The following is a 14,553-nucleotide window of genomic DNA, read 5'->3' as shown; positions in this document are numbered from 1 at the left end:
ACCCGAACCGAACGTGGAAAGGACGAGGCCATGCAGAAGATCGTCACGAACATCTGGTACGACACCGAGGCCGAGGAGGCGGCGCGGTTCTACTGCTCCCTGTTCGAGGATTCCAAGATCCTGCGCACCCAGCCCTACTCCGAGGCCGGCCCCGGCGAGCCCGGAAGCACCATGGTCGTCGAGTTCGAGCTGTTCGGCCAGCGGTTCACCGGCATCAACGGAGGCGGCGAGTTCCAGCACAGCCACGCGATGTCGCTCCTGGTGAACTGCGACGACCAGGCCGAGGTGGACCGGCTCTGGGAGGCCATCCTCGACAAGGGCGGGAGCGAGATCCAGTGCGGCTGGGTAGCCGACAAGTGGGGCGTGAACTGGCAGATCTGGCCGGCCGAGGCCGATCAGATGCTCAAGGGCCCGGCCGAAGCCGCGCTGCGGGCGACCAAGGCCATGTACGCCATGAAGAAGATCGACCTCCAGGCGATGCGCGACGCCTACGACGGCAAGTGAGCGGCACCGCGGCATCCCCGCGCAAGGGAACCGCGCAGCCTGGTCGCCCGCACTGACGCGTTGCAGTTCTCCGAGGCGATCAGGCCTGGCCGCCTCGTCGGCCCGGCCGGCGAACAGCGCCAGGGCATCCTGGACCTGAGTGGTCGCGAGCGGGAGGTCCTCCAGCGCGCGGCGAAGGGCCTGTCGAACACCGAGATCGCCGAATGGGGCCTACGGCTCCTGCCTGGTTCACGAACGAGCTCGATCAGCGCCGCTTCGGCGGCTGCGCTCAACCCGGTTCGGCGCGTGGGAGGTCGGCCAGACGCCGCCGTCCTGGTCGAGGTTCGCCGTCGGAGTGATCCCGAACGAGGAACACGTCTCGGCCTTGACGACCCCGGACGAATCTGTGCTATGGTTCATTAGTCAACTAATGAACCACTGAGCCAATGAACCAATCACGGCGGCGCCCGCGGAGGCGCAAGCGAGCAAAGGAGGCGAGATGTTCGATGACGGCGCGCCGATCTATCGGCAGATCGCCGATCAGATCAAGGCCGAGATCCTCAACGGATCACTCGAGCCGGGAGGGAAGATCATGTCGACGAACCAGTACGCGGCGTTCTACCAGATCAACCCCGCCACCGCCCAGAAGGCGTTCCGGGAACTGGTCGACGAAGGCGTCCTGTACAAGCAGCGGGGCGTAGGCATGTTCGTGGCCGACGACGCCCGCGAGAAGCTGGCAGGCGACTTCCGTGCCCGCTTCTTCGACGACGTCCTCAAACCGCTCGTCCGCGAGGCCCGCCAGGCCGGGATCGGGCTCTCCGACATCATCGACTACCTACAAGCCCAGGAAGGCGCCCCGAAATGAGCTTCTCCGTCAGCCTCCGGGACGTGACGCTGAAATACGGCGACACCGAAGCCCTCTCCGACGTCGGCCTCACCCTCGAAGCCGGCAAGATCTACGGCCTCCTCGGCCGCAACGGGGCCGGCAAGACCAGCCTCCTCAGTCTCCTGGCCGCCTTCCGAAAGCCCAGCAACGGCGAGGTCCTCGTCGACGGCCGGCCCGTGTGGGAGAACATCGACGTCGTCTCCCGGGTCGCCCTCGTCCGCGAAGGCGGCGACTTCGACGACTCGGAGACCGTGCTGGCCACTCTGGAGACCGGCTCGCTGCGTCCCGACTGGGACGGCGACTACGCGCTCAAACTCGCCGAGCGCTTCGAGCTCCCGCTGCGCAAGAAGGTCCGCGACCTCTCCCGAGGCAAGCGCTCGGTCCTCGGCGCCGTCTGCGGCCTCGCCGCCCGAGCCGAGCTGGCCATGTTCGACGAGGTCCACCTCGGCATGGACGCGCCCACCCGCGACGCGTTCTACAAGGAGCTGCTCGCCGAGTACATCGACCGGCCCCACACCGTCATCCTCTCCACCCACCTGATCAACGAGGTCGCCAACTACCTCGAAGAGGTCGTCATCGTCGATAAGGGACGCATCCTGCGCCACGAGGACGTCGAGGCGTTCCAGAACATGGGCGCGACCCTCACAGGACCGGCCGACGTGGTCGACACCGCCGCCGCCGGACTCAACGTCCTCGCCGAGCAGCGCCTCGGCGGCACCAAGAGCGTCACCGTCGCCAGCGCCCTGGACCCCCAGACGCGAGAGCGAGTCGTCGAGGCCGGCGTCGAGATCGGGCCGGTGGGCCTCCAAGACCTCTTCATCCACCTGACGAACCCCGACCGGACGGGAGCCTAGCCATGGCCGACACCACTCTCGCCAACCGCCGCCACACCCTCGGGTTCGCGCTGGGCGGCGGAGCGCTCAAATACTTCTCCGGCTGGATCGCCGCGGTCGTCGTCCTCGCCTCGGCGCTGCCGCCGATCATCGCCCAGTACCGCTCGATCGACATCTCCGCGTGGTACATCGCCGCGAACTCCGGCAAGATCTTCACCGCGATCGTCTCCGGAATATTCCTTTACACGCTGCTGGCGGGCATGATCGCCCAGGGCGTGACCCGCCGGGAGCTGGCCGTCTCCCTCGGCTGGTTCGGGCTGCTGTGGAGCGCCGCGCTCGGGGCGCTGGCGATCGCGATGTTCCTCGGCGAGCACGCGCTCTACAGCGCCTTCGACTGGAGTCAGACACTCCAGGGGGACGGCGGCGAAACACGGCTCGACTCGGTCGGGGCCGCGCTCGAGTTCTCGGCCCGATATCCGCTGGTCTACCTGCTGTACTTCACGGGCGGCGCGATCATCGGAGCCGCCGCCTACCGGTCCGACTGGGGCTGGCTCGTCCTGGTGCCCGTCGTCCCGGTCGTCCTCGCGCTCGACGGCGCCCTGATGCGGACCGAGGTGTGGGGCCCCGGCTGGGCCAGCGCGGTCACCGGCGCCGCCAACGGTTTGGGCACGTGGCAGGCCGTCGCGGTCGTCCTCGTTGCCGTCGCCGCGGGCGCCTGGATCGTCCGCGGCATCCTACTTGGAACCCAGATCCGCGCGAAGCAGGCGTAGCCATGGAATCCACTCTCCGCAACCGCAGATACCGCGTCGCCGCACGGCTCTCGGCGGAACTCGCCTCGACCTTCGGGCTGTGGACGACGGCGGCGCTGGCGGCCCTCCTGCTCGCCGAGTGGGTCGTGGACCTCGCGTCCGCGGAGCCGAAGGCGTACGCGAACCTGGTGTTCACGGTGCTGCCGTTCGTGGTGGCGGCCGTAGGCTGGGTGTACCTGTACAGGTCCTTTCCGGCCGCCGTCATCTCGGGCATCACCCGCCGGGAGCTGCTGATCTCGTATGCGCTGTTCGGTGCTGTGGTGGTCGTCGGATCGGCCCTGCTGGTGCAGGCCGGGGTATTCGTCCAGGACCGCATCACCGGCACCGCTTCCCTCTTCTACGGCCGAAACTGGACCGAATCGCTGATCCGCCCGCTGGTCTACTTCGCGGCGGGGGCCGCGGCCGGGGCCGTGTCACTGCGCTTCGGCCTCGGGCGGCTCACCGGCTTGCTGTTCGCTGTTCTGCTGCTGCGGCAGATCCCCATCGCCCTCAGTTCTTCCGATGGAGCGACGGTCCTACTGTCCTATCCGTCGCCGGAGGTGATGCTCGCCCCGCTCGACGTGGCGCTGGCGGCGGTCTTCCTCGCCCTCACCTGGGCGGTGCTCCGCCGCGCTCCGATGAGTCTGAAGAAGGCCTGACCATGACCGTCCTCCTCACGCAACGCAGCCAGCGGCTCGGCGTCCGGCTGTTCACCCGCGCCGCCCGCGACTTCCGCTGGTGGGTGATCGCCGGATTCCCGGTCACCTTCGCGATCTCACTGGTCTTCGCCGACGTCATAGAAATCGGCGCCTGGAGGATCACCGCATCGGTCTTCCAATGGTTCGTCGCCATCTGGTCGGGGTTGACGGTCCACACCTTCTTCCAGGCGGGTCTCGCCATGGGGCTGACCCGCCGTGAGGCCACCGTCTCGCTCTCGGTGTTCGGCGCCCTGCTGTCGGCCGCCGCGATCGCCGTCGTCGCCGTCGGACTGCTCGCCGAGCACGCGCTGCTGTCGGCCGTCGCCGGTCCCCATTTCACGCTGGGTGAGACGGCCGCGACCGCCTCCCGGTACCTCCTTGTCACCCCGTTGTACTGCTGCGCCGGCCTGGCACTCGGCGCCGTCGAGGTGCGGTGGCGCGGCGGGAACGCCAAGGCGATGCCCCTGCTCGTGGCGTCTGGGGTCCTGGCCCTGGCGTGCATGGCCTTCGAGTACGGCCAGTGGTGGTTCCCGCAGTGGGCGCCCGCCGGTGTCGGCCTCGCCGCCGCGCTGGCCGCCGTCTTCGTGCTCCTGCTGCGCGACGCACCGGTACAGCCGAAGCGGGCCTGAACCATGGGGGTGCTCGCAGCCGAGGTGCCGCTCGCCGTGGCCGTCCTGGTCGCCTGCGCGGCGGCCAGCGCGGTGGCGGGCCTTTTGCTGGCCTCCGGTCCGGTGTCGCGGCCGCGCGCCACAACCCGCACCGACCCCTCACGCGAATTCTCGGGCGAGTGGGACACTGGAGGACGGCCAGTTCAAGCATCGAGAGGTCAGCACATTGTCGATCCAGCCCATCCGCATCTACGGCGACCCGGTCCTGCGGACCGCCGCCGAGGAAGTCGACACCTTTGACAAGGAACTGCGGGGCCTGGTGAAGGACCTGCTGGACACCATGCGGGACGAGGGCGGCGCCGGGCTCGCCGCGCCCCAGCTGGGCGTCAGCAAGCGGGTGTTCACCTTCGACGTGGACGACGTCGTCGGCCACATCGTCAACCCGCTCCTGGAATTCCCCGACGAGGAGGAGCAGGACGGGCCCGAGGGGTGCCTGTCGCTGCCGGGACTGTACTTCGACACCGTGCGGCGCCAGAACGTGATCGCCAAGGGCTTCAACGAGTACGGCGACCCGCTCCAGATCGTCGGCGCCGGCACGATGGCCCGCTGCCTCCAGCACGAGACCGACCACCTCGACGGGATCATCTTCGTCGACCGGCTCGACTCCGAGCGGCGCAAGGCCGCGATGGCCGAGATCCAGGCCCAGGACTGGTACAACGATCAGGTCAAGGTGAAAGTCTCGCCCCACGACAGCCGGGGCGTCTTCTTCAAGTCCTAGACCGGTTCCCGCCGAGGAAGGCCAGCTCTTGTCCATCCAGCCCGTGCGCCTGTACGGCGACCCGGTGCTGCGCACTCGCGCCGCCGAGGTCATCGAGTTCGACGACGCCTTGCGCCGCTTGATCGACGACCTTCACGACACGCTCGACGACCAGCGCGGGGCGGGGCTCGCCGCGCCCCAGATCGGGGTCGGCCTGCGCGTGTTCGTCTACGACGTCGAGGGGCGTCGGGGCCACATGGTCAACCCGGTCCTGGAACTGCCCGACTCAGAGACGCAGGACGAGGACCTCGAAGGGTGCCTGTCGCTGCCCGGTGGGCTCCTCTATCCGAGGAAGCGGCGCATGCGGGCGGTCTGCCGCGGCTTCGACATGCGCGGCGAGCCGGTCGAGATCCGCGGTGAGGGGTTCATGGCTCGGGCGCTTCAGCACGAGGCCGACCATCTGCGCGGGCGGCTGTTCGTCGACGGGCTCGACGCCGACCGCCGCGCCGAGCTGGAGGCGGATCTCGAACGCCAGGACTGGTACACCGCGGGCCGCACCGCCGTCCATACCGACCGAGACGACAGCAAGGGTGTGTTCTTCAAACGATGAGGATCCTCTTCGCGGGCACTCCGGAGGTCGCGCTGCCGACCCTGGAGGCGCTGCACGCTTCCGACCATGAACTCGTCGCGGTGCTGACGCGCCCCGACGCGCGCACCGGACGGGGCCGCAAGGTCTCGCGCTCACCGGTGGCCGCCTGGGCCGACGAGCACGATGTCGAGGTGCTCACCCCGGCGAAGCCGAGCGAGCCGGATTTCTTGGAGCGGCTGCGGGAGCTCGCCGTCGATCTGGTGCCCGTGGTCGCCTATGGCGCGCTGGTGCCGCCGGCGGCGCTGGAGATCCCCGGGCTCGGCTGGATCAATCTGCATTTCTCGCTGCTGCCGGCCTGGCGCGGAGCCGCGCCGGTCCAGCACGCGGTACTCGCGGGCGACGAGATGACCGGCGCGTGCGTCTTCCAGCTCGAAGCGGGTCTGGACACCGGGCCGGTGTACGGACGCCTGACCGAGCCGATCGGCGAGCACGACACCTCAGGAGACCTGCTCGACCGGCTCGCGGCGGCCGGGGCCCGGTTGACGGTCGACGTCGTCGACGGCCTGGACGCGGGCATCCTCCAGGCCGAGCCGCAGCCTGAGGAGGGCGTCTCGTACGCCCCCAAGATCACCGTCGAGGACGCCCGTGTCCGCTGGAGCGATCCGGCCTTCGCCGTCGATCGGCGCATCCGGGCCGTTTCTCCCGCCCCCGGCGCCTGGACCGAGTTCGAGGGCGCGCGACTGCGTCTCGGTCCGGTCACCGTCGACCCCGACGGTCCGGCGCTCGCCCCCGGCGAGGTCGCCCTGGCGAAGCGCGGCGTCCACGTCGGCACCGCCACCGACCCGGTGCGGCTCGGCGAGGTCCAGCCTGCCGGGAAGCAGCGCATGGACGCCGCCGCGTGGGGCCGTGGCCTCCAGAACGCGAAGCCCAGGTTCGCATGAGTCGCCCTAACCCGCGCCATGTCGCCTTCGACGCCATCCGCGCCGTCAGCGCCGAGGACGCCTATGCCAATATCGTCCTGCCGCGGCTGCTGGCGGTCACCGGTCTCGACTCGCGCGACGCCGCGTTGGCCACGGAGCTGACCTACGGGACGCTGAGGAACCTCGGCACGATCGAACAGGTCCTGGAGGCCGCCGCCGGGCGGTCGCTGGACTCGCTCCAGGCCGACCTGGTGGACGCACTCTGCCTGGGCGCCTACCAGCTGCTGTACACGCGAGTTCCGACGCACGCCGCGGTCTCGACGACGGTGAACCTGGTCAAGGCCGCCGTCAGCCCGCGCGTGTCCGGGCTGACCAACGCCGTGCTCCGCAAGGTCGCCGCCCGCGACCTGGCCGCCTGGCTCGACCGGCTGTCGACCGGCGACCGGATCGGCGACCTCGCGCTGCGCCATGCGCATCCGAAGTGGATCGTCGAGGAGTTCGACGCGGTCCTCGGGCCCGACGAGACCGCCGCGGCGCTGGAGGCCGACAACGTCGCTCCGCCGGTCCACCTGTGCGCCAAGCCCGGACGCATCGACCGCGACGACCTGGCCGGCAAGACCGGCGGGACGCCGGGGCGCTGGTCGCCCTACGCGGTCTATCTGCCCGGCGGCGACCCCGGCAAGTTCAAGGCCGTCGCGACCGGTCGCGCGAGCGTCCAGGACGAGGGCAGCCAGCTCGTCGCCACCGCTCTGGCCAATGTTCCCATGGACGGGCCCGACGCCTCATGGGTCGACCTGTGCGCCGGACCGGGCGGCAAGACCGCGCTGCTCGGCGCGCTCGCCGCCCAACGGGGCGCGAGCGTCGACGCCGTGGAGATCGCTCCGCACCGCGCTGAGCTGGTCGCCAAGGCCGCCAAGGGACTTCCGGTCACCGTCCACACCGGCGACGGCCGCGACTTCGGACCGCGCGGTACCGCCGACCGGGTCCTGGTCGACGCGCCCTGCTCGGGGCTGGGCGCGCTGCGGCGCCGCCCGGAGGCCCGCTGGCGAAAGCGCCGCAGCGACATCGACGACCTGTCGCGGCTCCAGCGCGAGCTGCTGGAGGCCGCGATCGGCCTGGTCCGGCCCGGTGGCACGGTCGCCTACGTGACCTGCTCGCCCGCTCGCGCCGAGACCGCCGAGGTCGTCACCGGCGTCCTCAAGGCCGGGGGAGTGGAGCTCCTTGAGGCCCAATCGATCACGCGAACCGTCCCCGATTCGGACAGAGACGGGTTTGTGCAGCTGTGGCCCCAGCGCCACGGAACGGACGCGATGTTCCTCGCGCTCTTGCGCAGATTGTCGTAGTTCGTACGTCGACACCCCTCGACCCGACTCCTTTGGTAGCGCTACCATCGAAACATCGATGAACATTAGTTTCACCGTTCTCGCCGGTGGAGTCGACCACGAAGGAGCAGTACATGAACCGAAGAAGGAGACTCACCGCGATAGCCGCGACGGCGAGCGCGGCCGCGATGGCGGCCGCCACCGCCATGCTGCTGTCACCGACAGCCTCTGCGCAGGGCGAGACCCTGTGGACCAACCCCGAGACCCAGGCCGCGCTCTGGGTCGCCCAGAACCCGAGCGACTCGCGCGCGGCCCTGATCCAAGAGCGCCTCGTCAACACCCCCCAAGGCAACTGGTTCACCCAGACCGAACCCGAAGGCGGCATCGAGCAGCAGGTCGCCGAGGTCGTCTCGGGCGCCGCCGCCGAAGGCGCAGCGCCCGTCATGGTCGTCTACAACATCCCCAACCGCGACTGCGCCGGCGCCTCCAGCGGCGGCGCCCCCAGTCACGCCGTGTACCGCGACTGGATCGACCGGTTCGCCTCCGAGCTGTCCGGCCCGGCCTACATCGTCCTCGAACCCGACGTGCTGCCGCTGGGCTGCGACGGCTCCGACCCCGAGCAGGTCAGCCAGTCCATCGGCTACGCGGCCCAGACTCTCAAGGCCGCCGACCCCCAGGCACACGTCTACATCGACATCGGACACTCCGCCTGGCTGCCCGCCGACACCGCCGCAAGCATGCTCCAGGGCGCCGGGCTCCAATACGCCGACGGATTCTCCATCAACGTCTCCAACTACCGCACCACGGAGGAGGCCATCGGCTACGCCCACGACATCCAGGGCATCGTCGGCTCCGACAAGGGCGCGGTGATCGACACCAGCCGCAACGGAAACGGGCCGCTCGACCCGCCCGAGCCCAACGACTGGTGCGACCCGCCCGGGCGCGCCATCGGCGATTACCCCACCACCTCACCCGGCGTCGACGGCATCGACGCCCTGCTGTGGGTCAAACTCCCCGGCGAGGCCGACGGCTGCGCCGGCGGCGCCGGGCAGTTCATCCCCGACCTGGCCTACACCCTGGCGAACAACGCCGGACCCGACTGGCCCGGCGACATCGGCACCGATCCGCCGACCAGTGACGTGCCGACCTCAGGCGATCCCACGACCGGCGGGCCGACCGAAGGCGACTGCACCGCAGAGATCGTCGTCGTCAGCTCCTGGAACGGGGGCTGGCAGGGCGAGGTCCGCGTCACCGCGGGGGCCGACGCGCTCGACGGCTGGACCCTCACCTGGGACTGGCCGGGCGGTCAGGACATCACCAGCTCCTGGAACGTCGACATCGGGCAATCCGGACAGACCGTGACCGCCTCCGACGTCGGCTGGAACGGTGCGATCGCCTCAGGTGAGACGCGGGATGCCTTCGGCTTCATCGGAACCGGGTCTTCGGCATCACCGCAGATCGAGTGCGGCGCCTGAGTCACGGTTCATTTCACCTCCGGTGTCCGGCCTGTGTCGCGGTTGCGCGACCTACACTGTCCGTGTGGCACAGATCGAAGCGGCACAGGCCGACACCCTCATCGCTCCGAGCCTGCTGGCGGCCGACTTCGCCCGCCTCGCCGAGGAGGCCGAATCGGTCGAGGGAGCCGTCGACTGGCTCCACGTCGACGTCATGGACAACCACTTCGTCCCCAACCTGACCCTCGGCCCGCCCGTCGTCAAATCCCTCAAAGCGGCCACCGACATCCCGCTCGACTGCCACCTCATGATCGAGAACCCCGAGCGGTGGGCCCTCGGCTACGCCGAACTCGGCGCCTACAACGTCACCTTTCACGCCGAGGCCAGCGCCGACCCCGTCACCCTCGCCAAGCGGCTCCGCGGCGCCGGTGCCAAGGCCGGGCTCGCGATCGACCGCGACACGCCCGTCGAGGACTACCTCGACCTGCTGCCCGAATTCGACACCCTGCTCATCATGACCATCAAGGCCGGCTTCGGCGGTCAGGAATTCATGCCCGAGCTGCTCGACAAGGTCCGCACCGCCCGCCGCCGCATCGAGACCGGCCACCTCGAACTCCGAATCGAGGTCGACGGGGGCATCGCCGAGGACACCATCGGCGCCGCGGCCGAAGCCGGCGCCGACGCCTTCGTGGCCGGCACCGCGGTCTACGGCGCCGACGACCCGGCTGAGGCATGCAGGCGTCTGCGAGCCCGCGCCGACGCCGCCCGATGAGCCCGTCATGCCCTCATCCCTCCCCTCAGAGCTCGTCCTCATCGCCGACTCCGATCCGGAGATGGCCGAGTTCCTCGCCGCCCGCCTCCGCGCCGACGGCTTCGACACCGCCCTCGCCCGCGACGGCTACCAGGCGCTGGCCGGGATCGCGCTGCGCCGGCCGGGCATCGTGCTGCTGGAGGCCGACCTGCCCTTCATCGACGGGCTAGCCCTCACCAGGCAACTGCGCGCCGATCCGGCCACGGCGAGCCTCCCGATCATCCTGGTGTGCGCCCAGCCCACCTCCGCGGACAAGATCGCCGGGCTCAAGGCCGGCGCCGACGACTACATCGCGAAGCCCTTCGATCCCGCCGAGGTCTCCGCCCGCATCGGCTCGGCCATACGCCGCCACCGCGAGATCCGCGAGTCCTCGCCGCTGACCGGCATGCCCGGCAACGACCGTATCCTGCGCGAACTGTCCTCCTGGATCAGGCGCGGCGATCCTTTCGCCCTGTGCTACATCGACATCGACCACTTCAAAGCGGTCAACGACGTCTACGGGTTCGTGCGCGGCGACGAGTTCATCAAGGGGCTCGCCGAATGCGTCTACACCGCCGCCGGCGACGCGGGCGCAGCCCCGGTCTTCCTCGGCCACGTCGGCGGCGACGACTTCACCATCCTCTGCACCCCCGAGCACGCCCGCCCCGTCACCGACTTCCTCAACGACCACTTCGCCGTCCGCGTCCGGCAGCTGTGCGACCCCAACGACGTCCAACGCGGCTACATCGAGCACACCGACCGGTCCCGGCGCATCACCCGCTCGCGCCTGCCCACCCTCTCCATCGGCGTCGCACTCTCAACCAAGCGGCGCTTCACCGACCCCTACGAGGCCGTCGCCGAGGCCACGGCCCTCAAGAGCGTTGCGAAGTCCCACGCCGGGCCCTACGTCGCCTTCCCCGACGGCAAGCCCCCCAGCGCCAAGAAACGCCCGGTCTTCTGGCGTAAGGACCTGTGAGGATGAACCGACCGCCACGGATTGGACAGGATGAAGCACGCAAGCTGAACTCGGCCACTGCAAGTATGGTGCGTCACACTACGGGTCGCTCGCGCCGGGAAACGTGGCACAATTCTGAGTAACAAACGCGCGTCAGCGGGGTCGGTGAAACTCCGAGCCGGCGGTGAGCGGCGACAGCCGCGAGTCCGCGACCCGTTCGCATCCAGCGGACGGTTGACCTGGTGAGATTCCAGGACCGACGGTTAAAGTCCGGATGGGAGCAGACGCGTCGCGGAAGGCCGTTCCCGGCCGGCCGCGCACCTTCCCTCACCCCGCCTGCGTGCGTCCAAGACAGCAGCAGGTAGGGGGTCCCACCCATGTTCACCGGTATCGTCGAGGAACTCGGCGAAATCACCGCGACAGGCGAGACGTGCCTGTCCATCCGCGGTCCGGTCGTCACGTCCGACGCCGCCTTCGGCGACTCGATCAGCGTCAACGGCGTCTGCCTCACGGTCACCGCCCTCGACGGGGACGTCTTCACCGCCGATGTCATGGCTGAGACCTACCGCCGCTCCGTCCTCGGCGACCTGCACCCCGGCGACAAGGTCAACCTCGAACGCGCCGCCACCCTCACCACCCGCCTCGGCGGCCACATCGTGCAGGGACACGTCGACGGCGTCGGCCACATCATCAAGCGCGAGCCCGCCGCCGAATGGGAGGAGGTCACCTTCCGCCTGCCGCCCGGCCTCGCCAAGTACGCCGTCGAGAAGGGCTCGGTCACCATCGACGGCACCTCCCTCACCGTCGCCGCCATCGAAGGCGACGAACTCACCGTAGGGCTCATCCCCACCACGCTCGACTCCACCGTCCTCGGCATCAAACAGGTCGGCGACCCGGTCCACATCGAAACCGACGTGACCGCCAAACACATTGAAAAGCTCCTGCAGAGTAGGGAGAGCGCACGATGAGCGACATCCGACTGGACAGCGTCGAGGAGGCCATCGCCGACATCGCCGCGGGCAAAGCCGTCATCGTCGCCGACGACGAAGGCCGCGAGAACGAGGGCGACCTCGTCTTCGCCGCCGAAGACGCCACCGCAGAGCTTCTGGCGTTCACCATCCGCCACACCGGCGGCTACATCTGCGTGGCCATGCCCGCCGACACCGCAGACCGACTCGTCCTGCCGCCCGCCTACCACACCAACCAGGACAACAAGGGCACCGCGTTCGCCGTCTCGGTCGACGCCCGCAAGGGCGTCACCACCGGCATCTCGGCCGCCGATCGCGCTCAGACCATCCGTGTCCTCGCCGACCCCGACACCGAGGCGGACGACCTCAACCGGCCCGGCCACGTCGTCCCGCTGCGAGCCAAAGACGGCGGCGTCCTCGTCCGACGCGGGCACACCGAGTCGGCCGTCGACCTCACCCGCCTCGCCGGCAAGGAGCCGGTCGGAGCGATCTCGGAACTGATGAACGACGACGGCACCATGATGAGATTGCCCGATCTGAGAGCCTTCGCCGACGAACACGACCTCAAACTCATCACCGTCGCCGCACTCGTCGCCTGGCGCCAGCGCAACGAGGCCCACGTCAAGCGCCTCGCCGAAGCCCGTCTCCCGATGGAGGCGGGCGAGTTCACCGCCATCGGCTACCGCTCCGCCTACGACGGCGACGAGCACGTCGCTCTCGTCAAGGGCGACATCGGCGACGGCCTGGACGTCCTCGTCCGCGTCCACTCCGAATGCCTCACCGGCGACGGCTTCGGGTCCCTGCGCTGCGACTGCGGGCCCCAGCTCCAGGCCGCGCTGCGCGTGGTGGAGGCCGAAGGACGCGGAGTCGTCCTCTACATGCGCGGACACGAGGGCCGCGGCATCGGCCTGGTCCACAAACTCCAGGCCTACCAGCTCCAGGACGCCGGCCGCGACACCGTCGACGCCAACCTCGAACTGGGCCTGCCCGCCGACGCCCGCGACTGGGCCGTCGGCGCGCAGATCCTCGCCGACCTCGGCATCAAGTCGATGCGCCTGCTGACCAACAACCCCGACAAGCGCGCCGGGATCGAAGGCCACGGCCTGGAGGTGCTCGACCGGGTCGCTCTGCCCGCCCACACCACGCCGGACAACCTCGCCTACCTGACGGCCAAGCGCGACCGCATGGGGCACCTGCTGGAGAACCTGCCCCCGTTCGTGCCGGTCAATGCCGCGGCGGAAGTGGCCTGACATGGCAGGACACGGAGCACCCGAGACCGCCGTCCCCGACGCCACGGGCCTGACCCTCGGCATCGCCGCCACCGCCTGGAACGCCGAACTGGTCGACCAGATGCTCGGGCGCGCCCGCGAGGCCGCCGCCGACGCCGAGTGCGCCGAACCGGCGGTGCTGCGGGTGGCCGGCGCGGTCGAGCTGCCGATCGCCGCCCAGGCGCTCGCCCGCCGCTTCGACGCCGTGGTCGCCCTCGGCGTGGTCATCCGCGGCGGCACCGCCCACTTCGACTACGTCTGCAAGTCGGTCACCGAGGGGCTCACCCGGGTGGCGCTCGACGAGTCCACACCCGTCGCCCAGGGTGTGCTGACCGTCGACAACCTGGAGCAGGCCGTGGCCAGGGCCGGGTATCCCGACTCCACTGAGGATAAGGGCTACGAGGCGGTCGTCGCGGCGCTCGGCGCCGCGCTGGCGATCCGCTCGCTCTCGTGAGCGCATGAGTGAGGGGCTCCGTCCGGCCGGACGGAGCCCCTCACTCATGCGGCCGAACCGCGGCCTTCCCGACCGTCAGGTCGAGAGCGAGTAGTCGTTGACGCGGAAGTTGCGCCCGCCCGCGGACGAGGTGATCTCCCAGCCGAACTGAATCTGGTCGATGCGTACGTTCGGCATGTAGCCGCGGTCGGCCAGCCACTGGCAGTGCGCGGTGATGTTCACCGTCGTGCTGGTCGTCTGCGTGTGGGCCAGGAAGCTGTACACCGGGTTGCCGCCGTTGTGGCCCTGGTAGTACCGCCAGTTGCGCCCGCCGAGGTTGACGTTGGTGACGAAGTTGCCGAGTGGCCCGACGTTGGACGTCCACTGGGTCCAGATCATGATCTCGTGATCGTGGCCGTTGCCCCAAACGTCGTAGGCGGTGTTGTAGGCCAGGCCCGAGCCGGACGGGACGGAGACGTTGTGGGAGCTTGAGACGTTCCCCATGTTCCAGACGTTGCGTCCCAGCGTGTAGGAGACGTTCGGGTAGGACTTGATGCCGCCGGTGTTCGGGTGGTCGGCCCACACGCCCCAGTCGCGGTGGGAGTTGGCCCAGATCGACTGGTATCCGGCACCGCTGCCCCAGATGTTGTTGTAGATCGTGTACGGGCCGGTCTGCCAGTTGCCCCACTGGGCATCGGACTCGAAGGTGGCGGCCTGTGCCGGGACCTGGAGGCCGCCGACGGCCGCGGCCGTCGCGATGGGAGCGGCCAAGGCACCGGCTATGAGGGACCTGCGTCGCAT

At 69.7% G+C, this 14,553-nt stretch carries 17 protein-coding genes and 1 riboswitch; of the genes, 16 read left to right on the top strand and 1 reads right to left on the bottom strand.

Annotated features, from left to right (window positions below):
* The first annotated feature begins 30 nt into the window (after nt 1–30).
* The 16 genes from L0U85_RS04135 to ribH all read left to right on the top strand — a co-directional run bounded on the left by L0U85_RS04135 (nt 31) and on the right by ribH (nt 13,773).
* On the top strand, nt 31–504 hold the full coding sequence (locus tag L0U85_RS04135) for a VOC family protein (RefSeq protein WP_241376491.1): 474 nt from the start codon (nt 31–33) through the stop codon (nt 502–504).
* Nucleotides 505–982: 478 nt separating this feature from the next.
* On the top strand, nt 983–1,348 hold the full coding sequence (locus L0U85_RS04130) for a GntR family transcriptional regulator (protein ID WP_241376490.1): 366 nt from the start codon (nt 983–985) through the stop codon (nt 1,346–1,348).
* A complete protein-coding gene (locus tag L0U85_RS04125) occupies nt 1,345–2,223 on the top strand; it encodes an ABC transporter ATP-binding protein (protein ID WP_241376489.1) in 879 nt (292 codons plus the stop codon). The genes L0U85_RS04130 and L0U85_RS04125 overlap by 4 nt, the downstream gene beginning before the upstream one ends.
* Before the next feature lie 2 nt (nt 2,224–2,225).
* Nucleotides 2,226–2,972 carry a hypothetical protein gene (locus L0U85_RS04120; protein ID WP_241376488.1) on the top strand — a complete coding sequence of 249 codons (747 nt, stop codon included), beginning with the start codon at nt 2,226–2,228 and terminating at the stop codon, nt 2,970–2,972.
* A 2-nt stretch (nt 2,973–2,974) separates the two neighbouring features.
* The gene (locus L0U85_RS04115) at nt 2,975–3,649 is read left to right on the top strand and encodes a hypothetical protein (protein WP_241376487.1); all 675 of its coding nucleotides are present in this window, start codon (nt 2,975–2,977) and stop codon (nt 3,647–3,649) included.
* A 2-nt stretch (nt 3,650–3,651) separates the two neighbouring features.
* Nucleotides 3,652–4,317, top strand: coding sequence for a hypothetical protein (locus tag L0U85_RS04110; RefSeq protein WP_241376486.1), 666 nt, complete (start codon nt 3,652–3,654; stop codon nt 4,315–4,317).
* Nucleotides 4,318–4,522: 205 nt separating this feature from the next.
* A complete protein-coding gene (gene def / locus L0U85_RS04105; protein WP_241376485.1) occupies nt 4,523–5,074 on the top strand; it encodes a peptide deformylase in 552 nt (183 codons plus the stop codon).
* Between the two features lie 28 nt (nt 5,075–5,102).
* Entirely contained in the window at nt 5,103–5,663 is a 561-nt protein-coding gene (gene def / locus L0U85_RS04100) for a peptide deformylase (RefSeq protein ID WP_241376484.1), read from the top strand.
* On the top strand, nt 5,660–6,583 hold the full coding sequence (fmt, locus tag L0U85_RS04095; protein WP_241376483.1) for a methionyl-tRNA formyltransferase: 924 nt from the start codon (nt 5,660–5,662) through the stop codon (nt 6,581–6,583). The genes def (L0U85_RS04100) and fmt overlap by 4 nt, the downstream gene beginning before the upstream one ends.
* Nucleotides 6,580–7,905 (top strand): transcription antitermination factor NusB, encoded by a 1,326-nt coding sequence (locus L0U85_RS04090; RefSeq protein WP_241376482.1) that lies wholly within the window; start codon nt 6,580–6,582, stop codon nt 7,903–7,905. The genes fmt and L0U85_RS04090 overlap by 4 nt, the downstream gene beginning before the upstream one ends.
* 113 nt (nt 7,906–8,018) lie before the next feature.
* Nucleotides 8,019–9,359: a glycoside hydrolase family 6 protein gene (locus tag L0U85_RS04085; protein WP_241376481.1), complete on the top strand. Its 1,341-nt coding sequence runs from the start codon at nt 8,019–8,021 to the stop codon at nt 9,357–9,359.
* Nucleotides 9,360–9,432: 73 nt separating this feature from the next.
* Nucleotides 9,433–10,110: a ribulose-phosphate 3-epimerase gene (rpe, locus tag L0U85_RS04080; RefSeq protein WP_347177350.1), complete on the top strand. Its 678-nt coding sequence runs from the start codon at nt 9,433–9,435 to the stop codon at nt 10,108–10,110.
* A gap of 7 nt (nt 10,111–10,117) precedes the next feature.
* Complete coding sequence (locus L0U85_RS04075) at nt 10,118–11,104, top strand: response regulator (protein WP_241376479.1); 987 nt, start codon at nt 10,118–10,120, stop codon at nt 11,102–11,104.
* A 127-nt stretch (nt 11,105–11,231) separates the two neighbouring features.
* Nucleotides 11,232–11,373: riboswitch (FMN riboswitch) on the top strand.
* Between the two features lie 87 nt (nt 11,374–11,460).
* The gene (locus tag L0U85_RS04070; RefSeq protein WP_241376478.1) at nt 11,461–12,051 is read left to right on the top strand and encodes a riboflavin synthase; all 591 of its coding nucleotides are present in this window, start codon (nt 11,461–11,463) and stop codon (nt 12,049–12,051) included.
* The gene (locus L0U85_RS04065; RefSeq protein WP_241376477.1) at nt 12,048–13,301 is read left to right on the top strand and encodes a bifunctional 3,4-dihydroxy-2-butanone-4-phosphate synthase/GTP cyclohydrolase II; all 1,254 of its coding nucleotides are present in this window, start codon (nt 12,048–12,050) and stop codon (nt 13,299–13,301) included. The genes L0U85_RS04070 and L0U85_RS04065 overlap by 4 nt, the downstream gene beginning before the upstream one ends.
* 1 nt (nt 13,302) lies before the next feature.
* Nucleotides 13,303–13,773 (top strand): 6,7-dimethyl-8-ribityllumazine synthase, encoded by a 471-nt coding sequence (gene ribH / locus L0U85_RS04060; protein WP_241376476.1) that lies wholly within the window; start codon nt 13,303–13,305, stop codon nt 13,771–13,773.
* A 75-nt stretch (nt 13,774–13,848) separates the two neighbouring features.
* Here ribH and L0U85_RS04055 read toward each other — a convergent pair whose 3' ends face one another.
* A complete protein-coding gene (locus L0U85_RS04055; RefSeq protein WP_241376475.1) occupies nt 13,849–14,553 on the bottom strand; it encodes a hypothetical protein in 705 nt (234 codons plus the stop codon).

Source organism: Glycomyces sp. L485, from assembly GCF_022548875.1.
In the GTDB taxonomy this organism is placed as follows: Bacteria; Actinomycetota; Actinomycetes; order Mycobacteriales; family Micromonosporaceae; genus Glycomyces.
The sequence above is the reverse complement of the archived record's forward strand: the minus strand, read 5'-3'. Positions and strand labels throughout refer to the sequence as shown.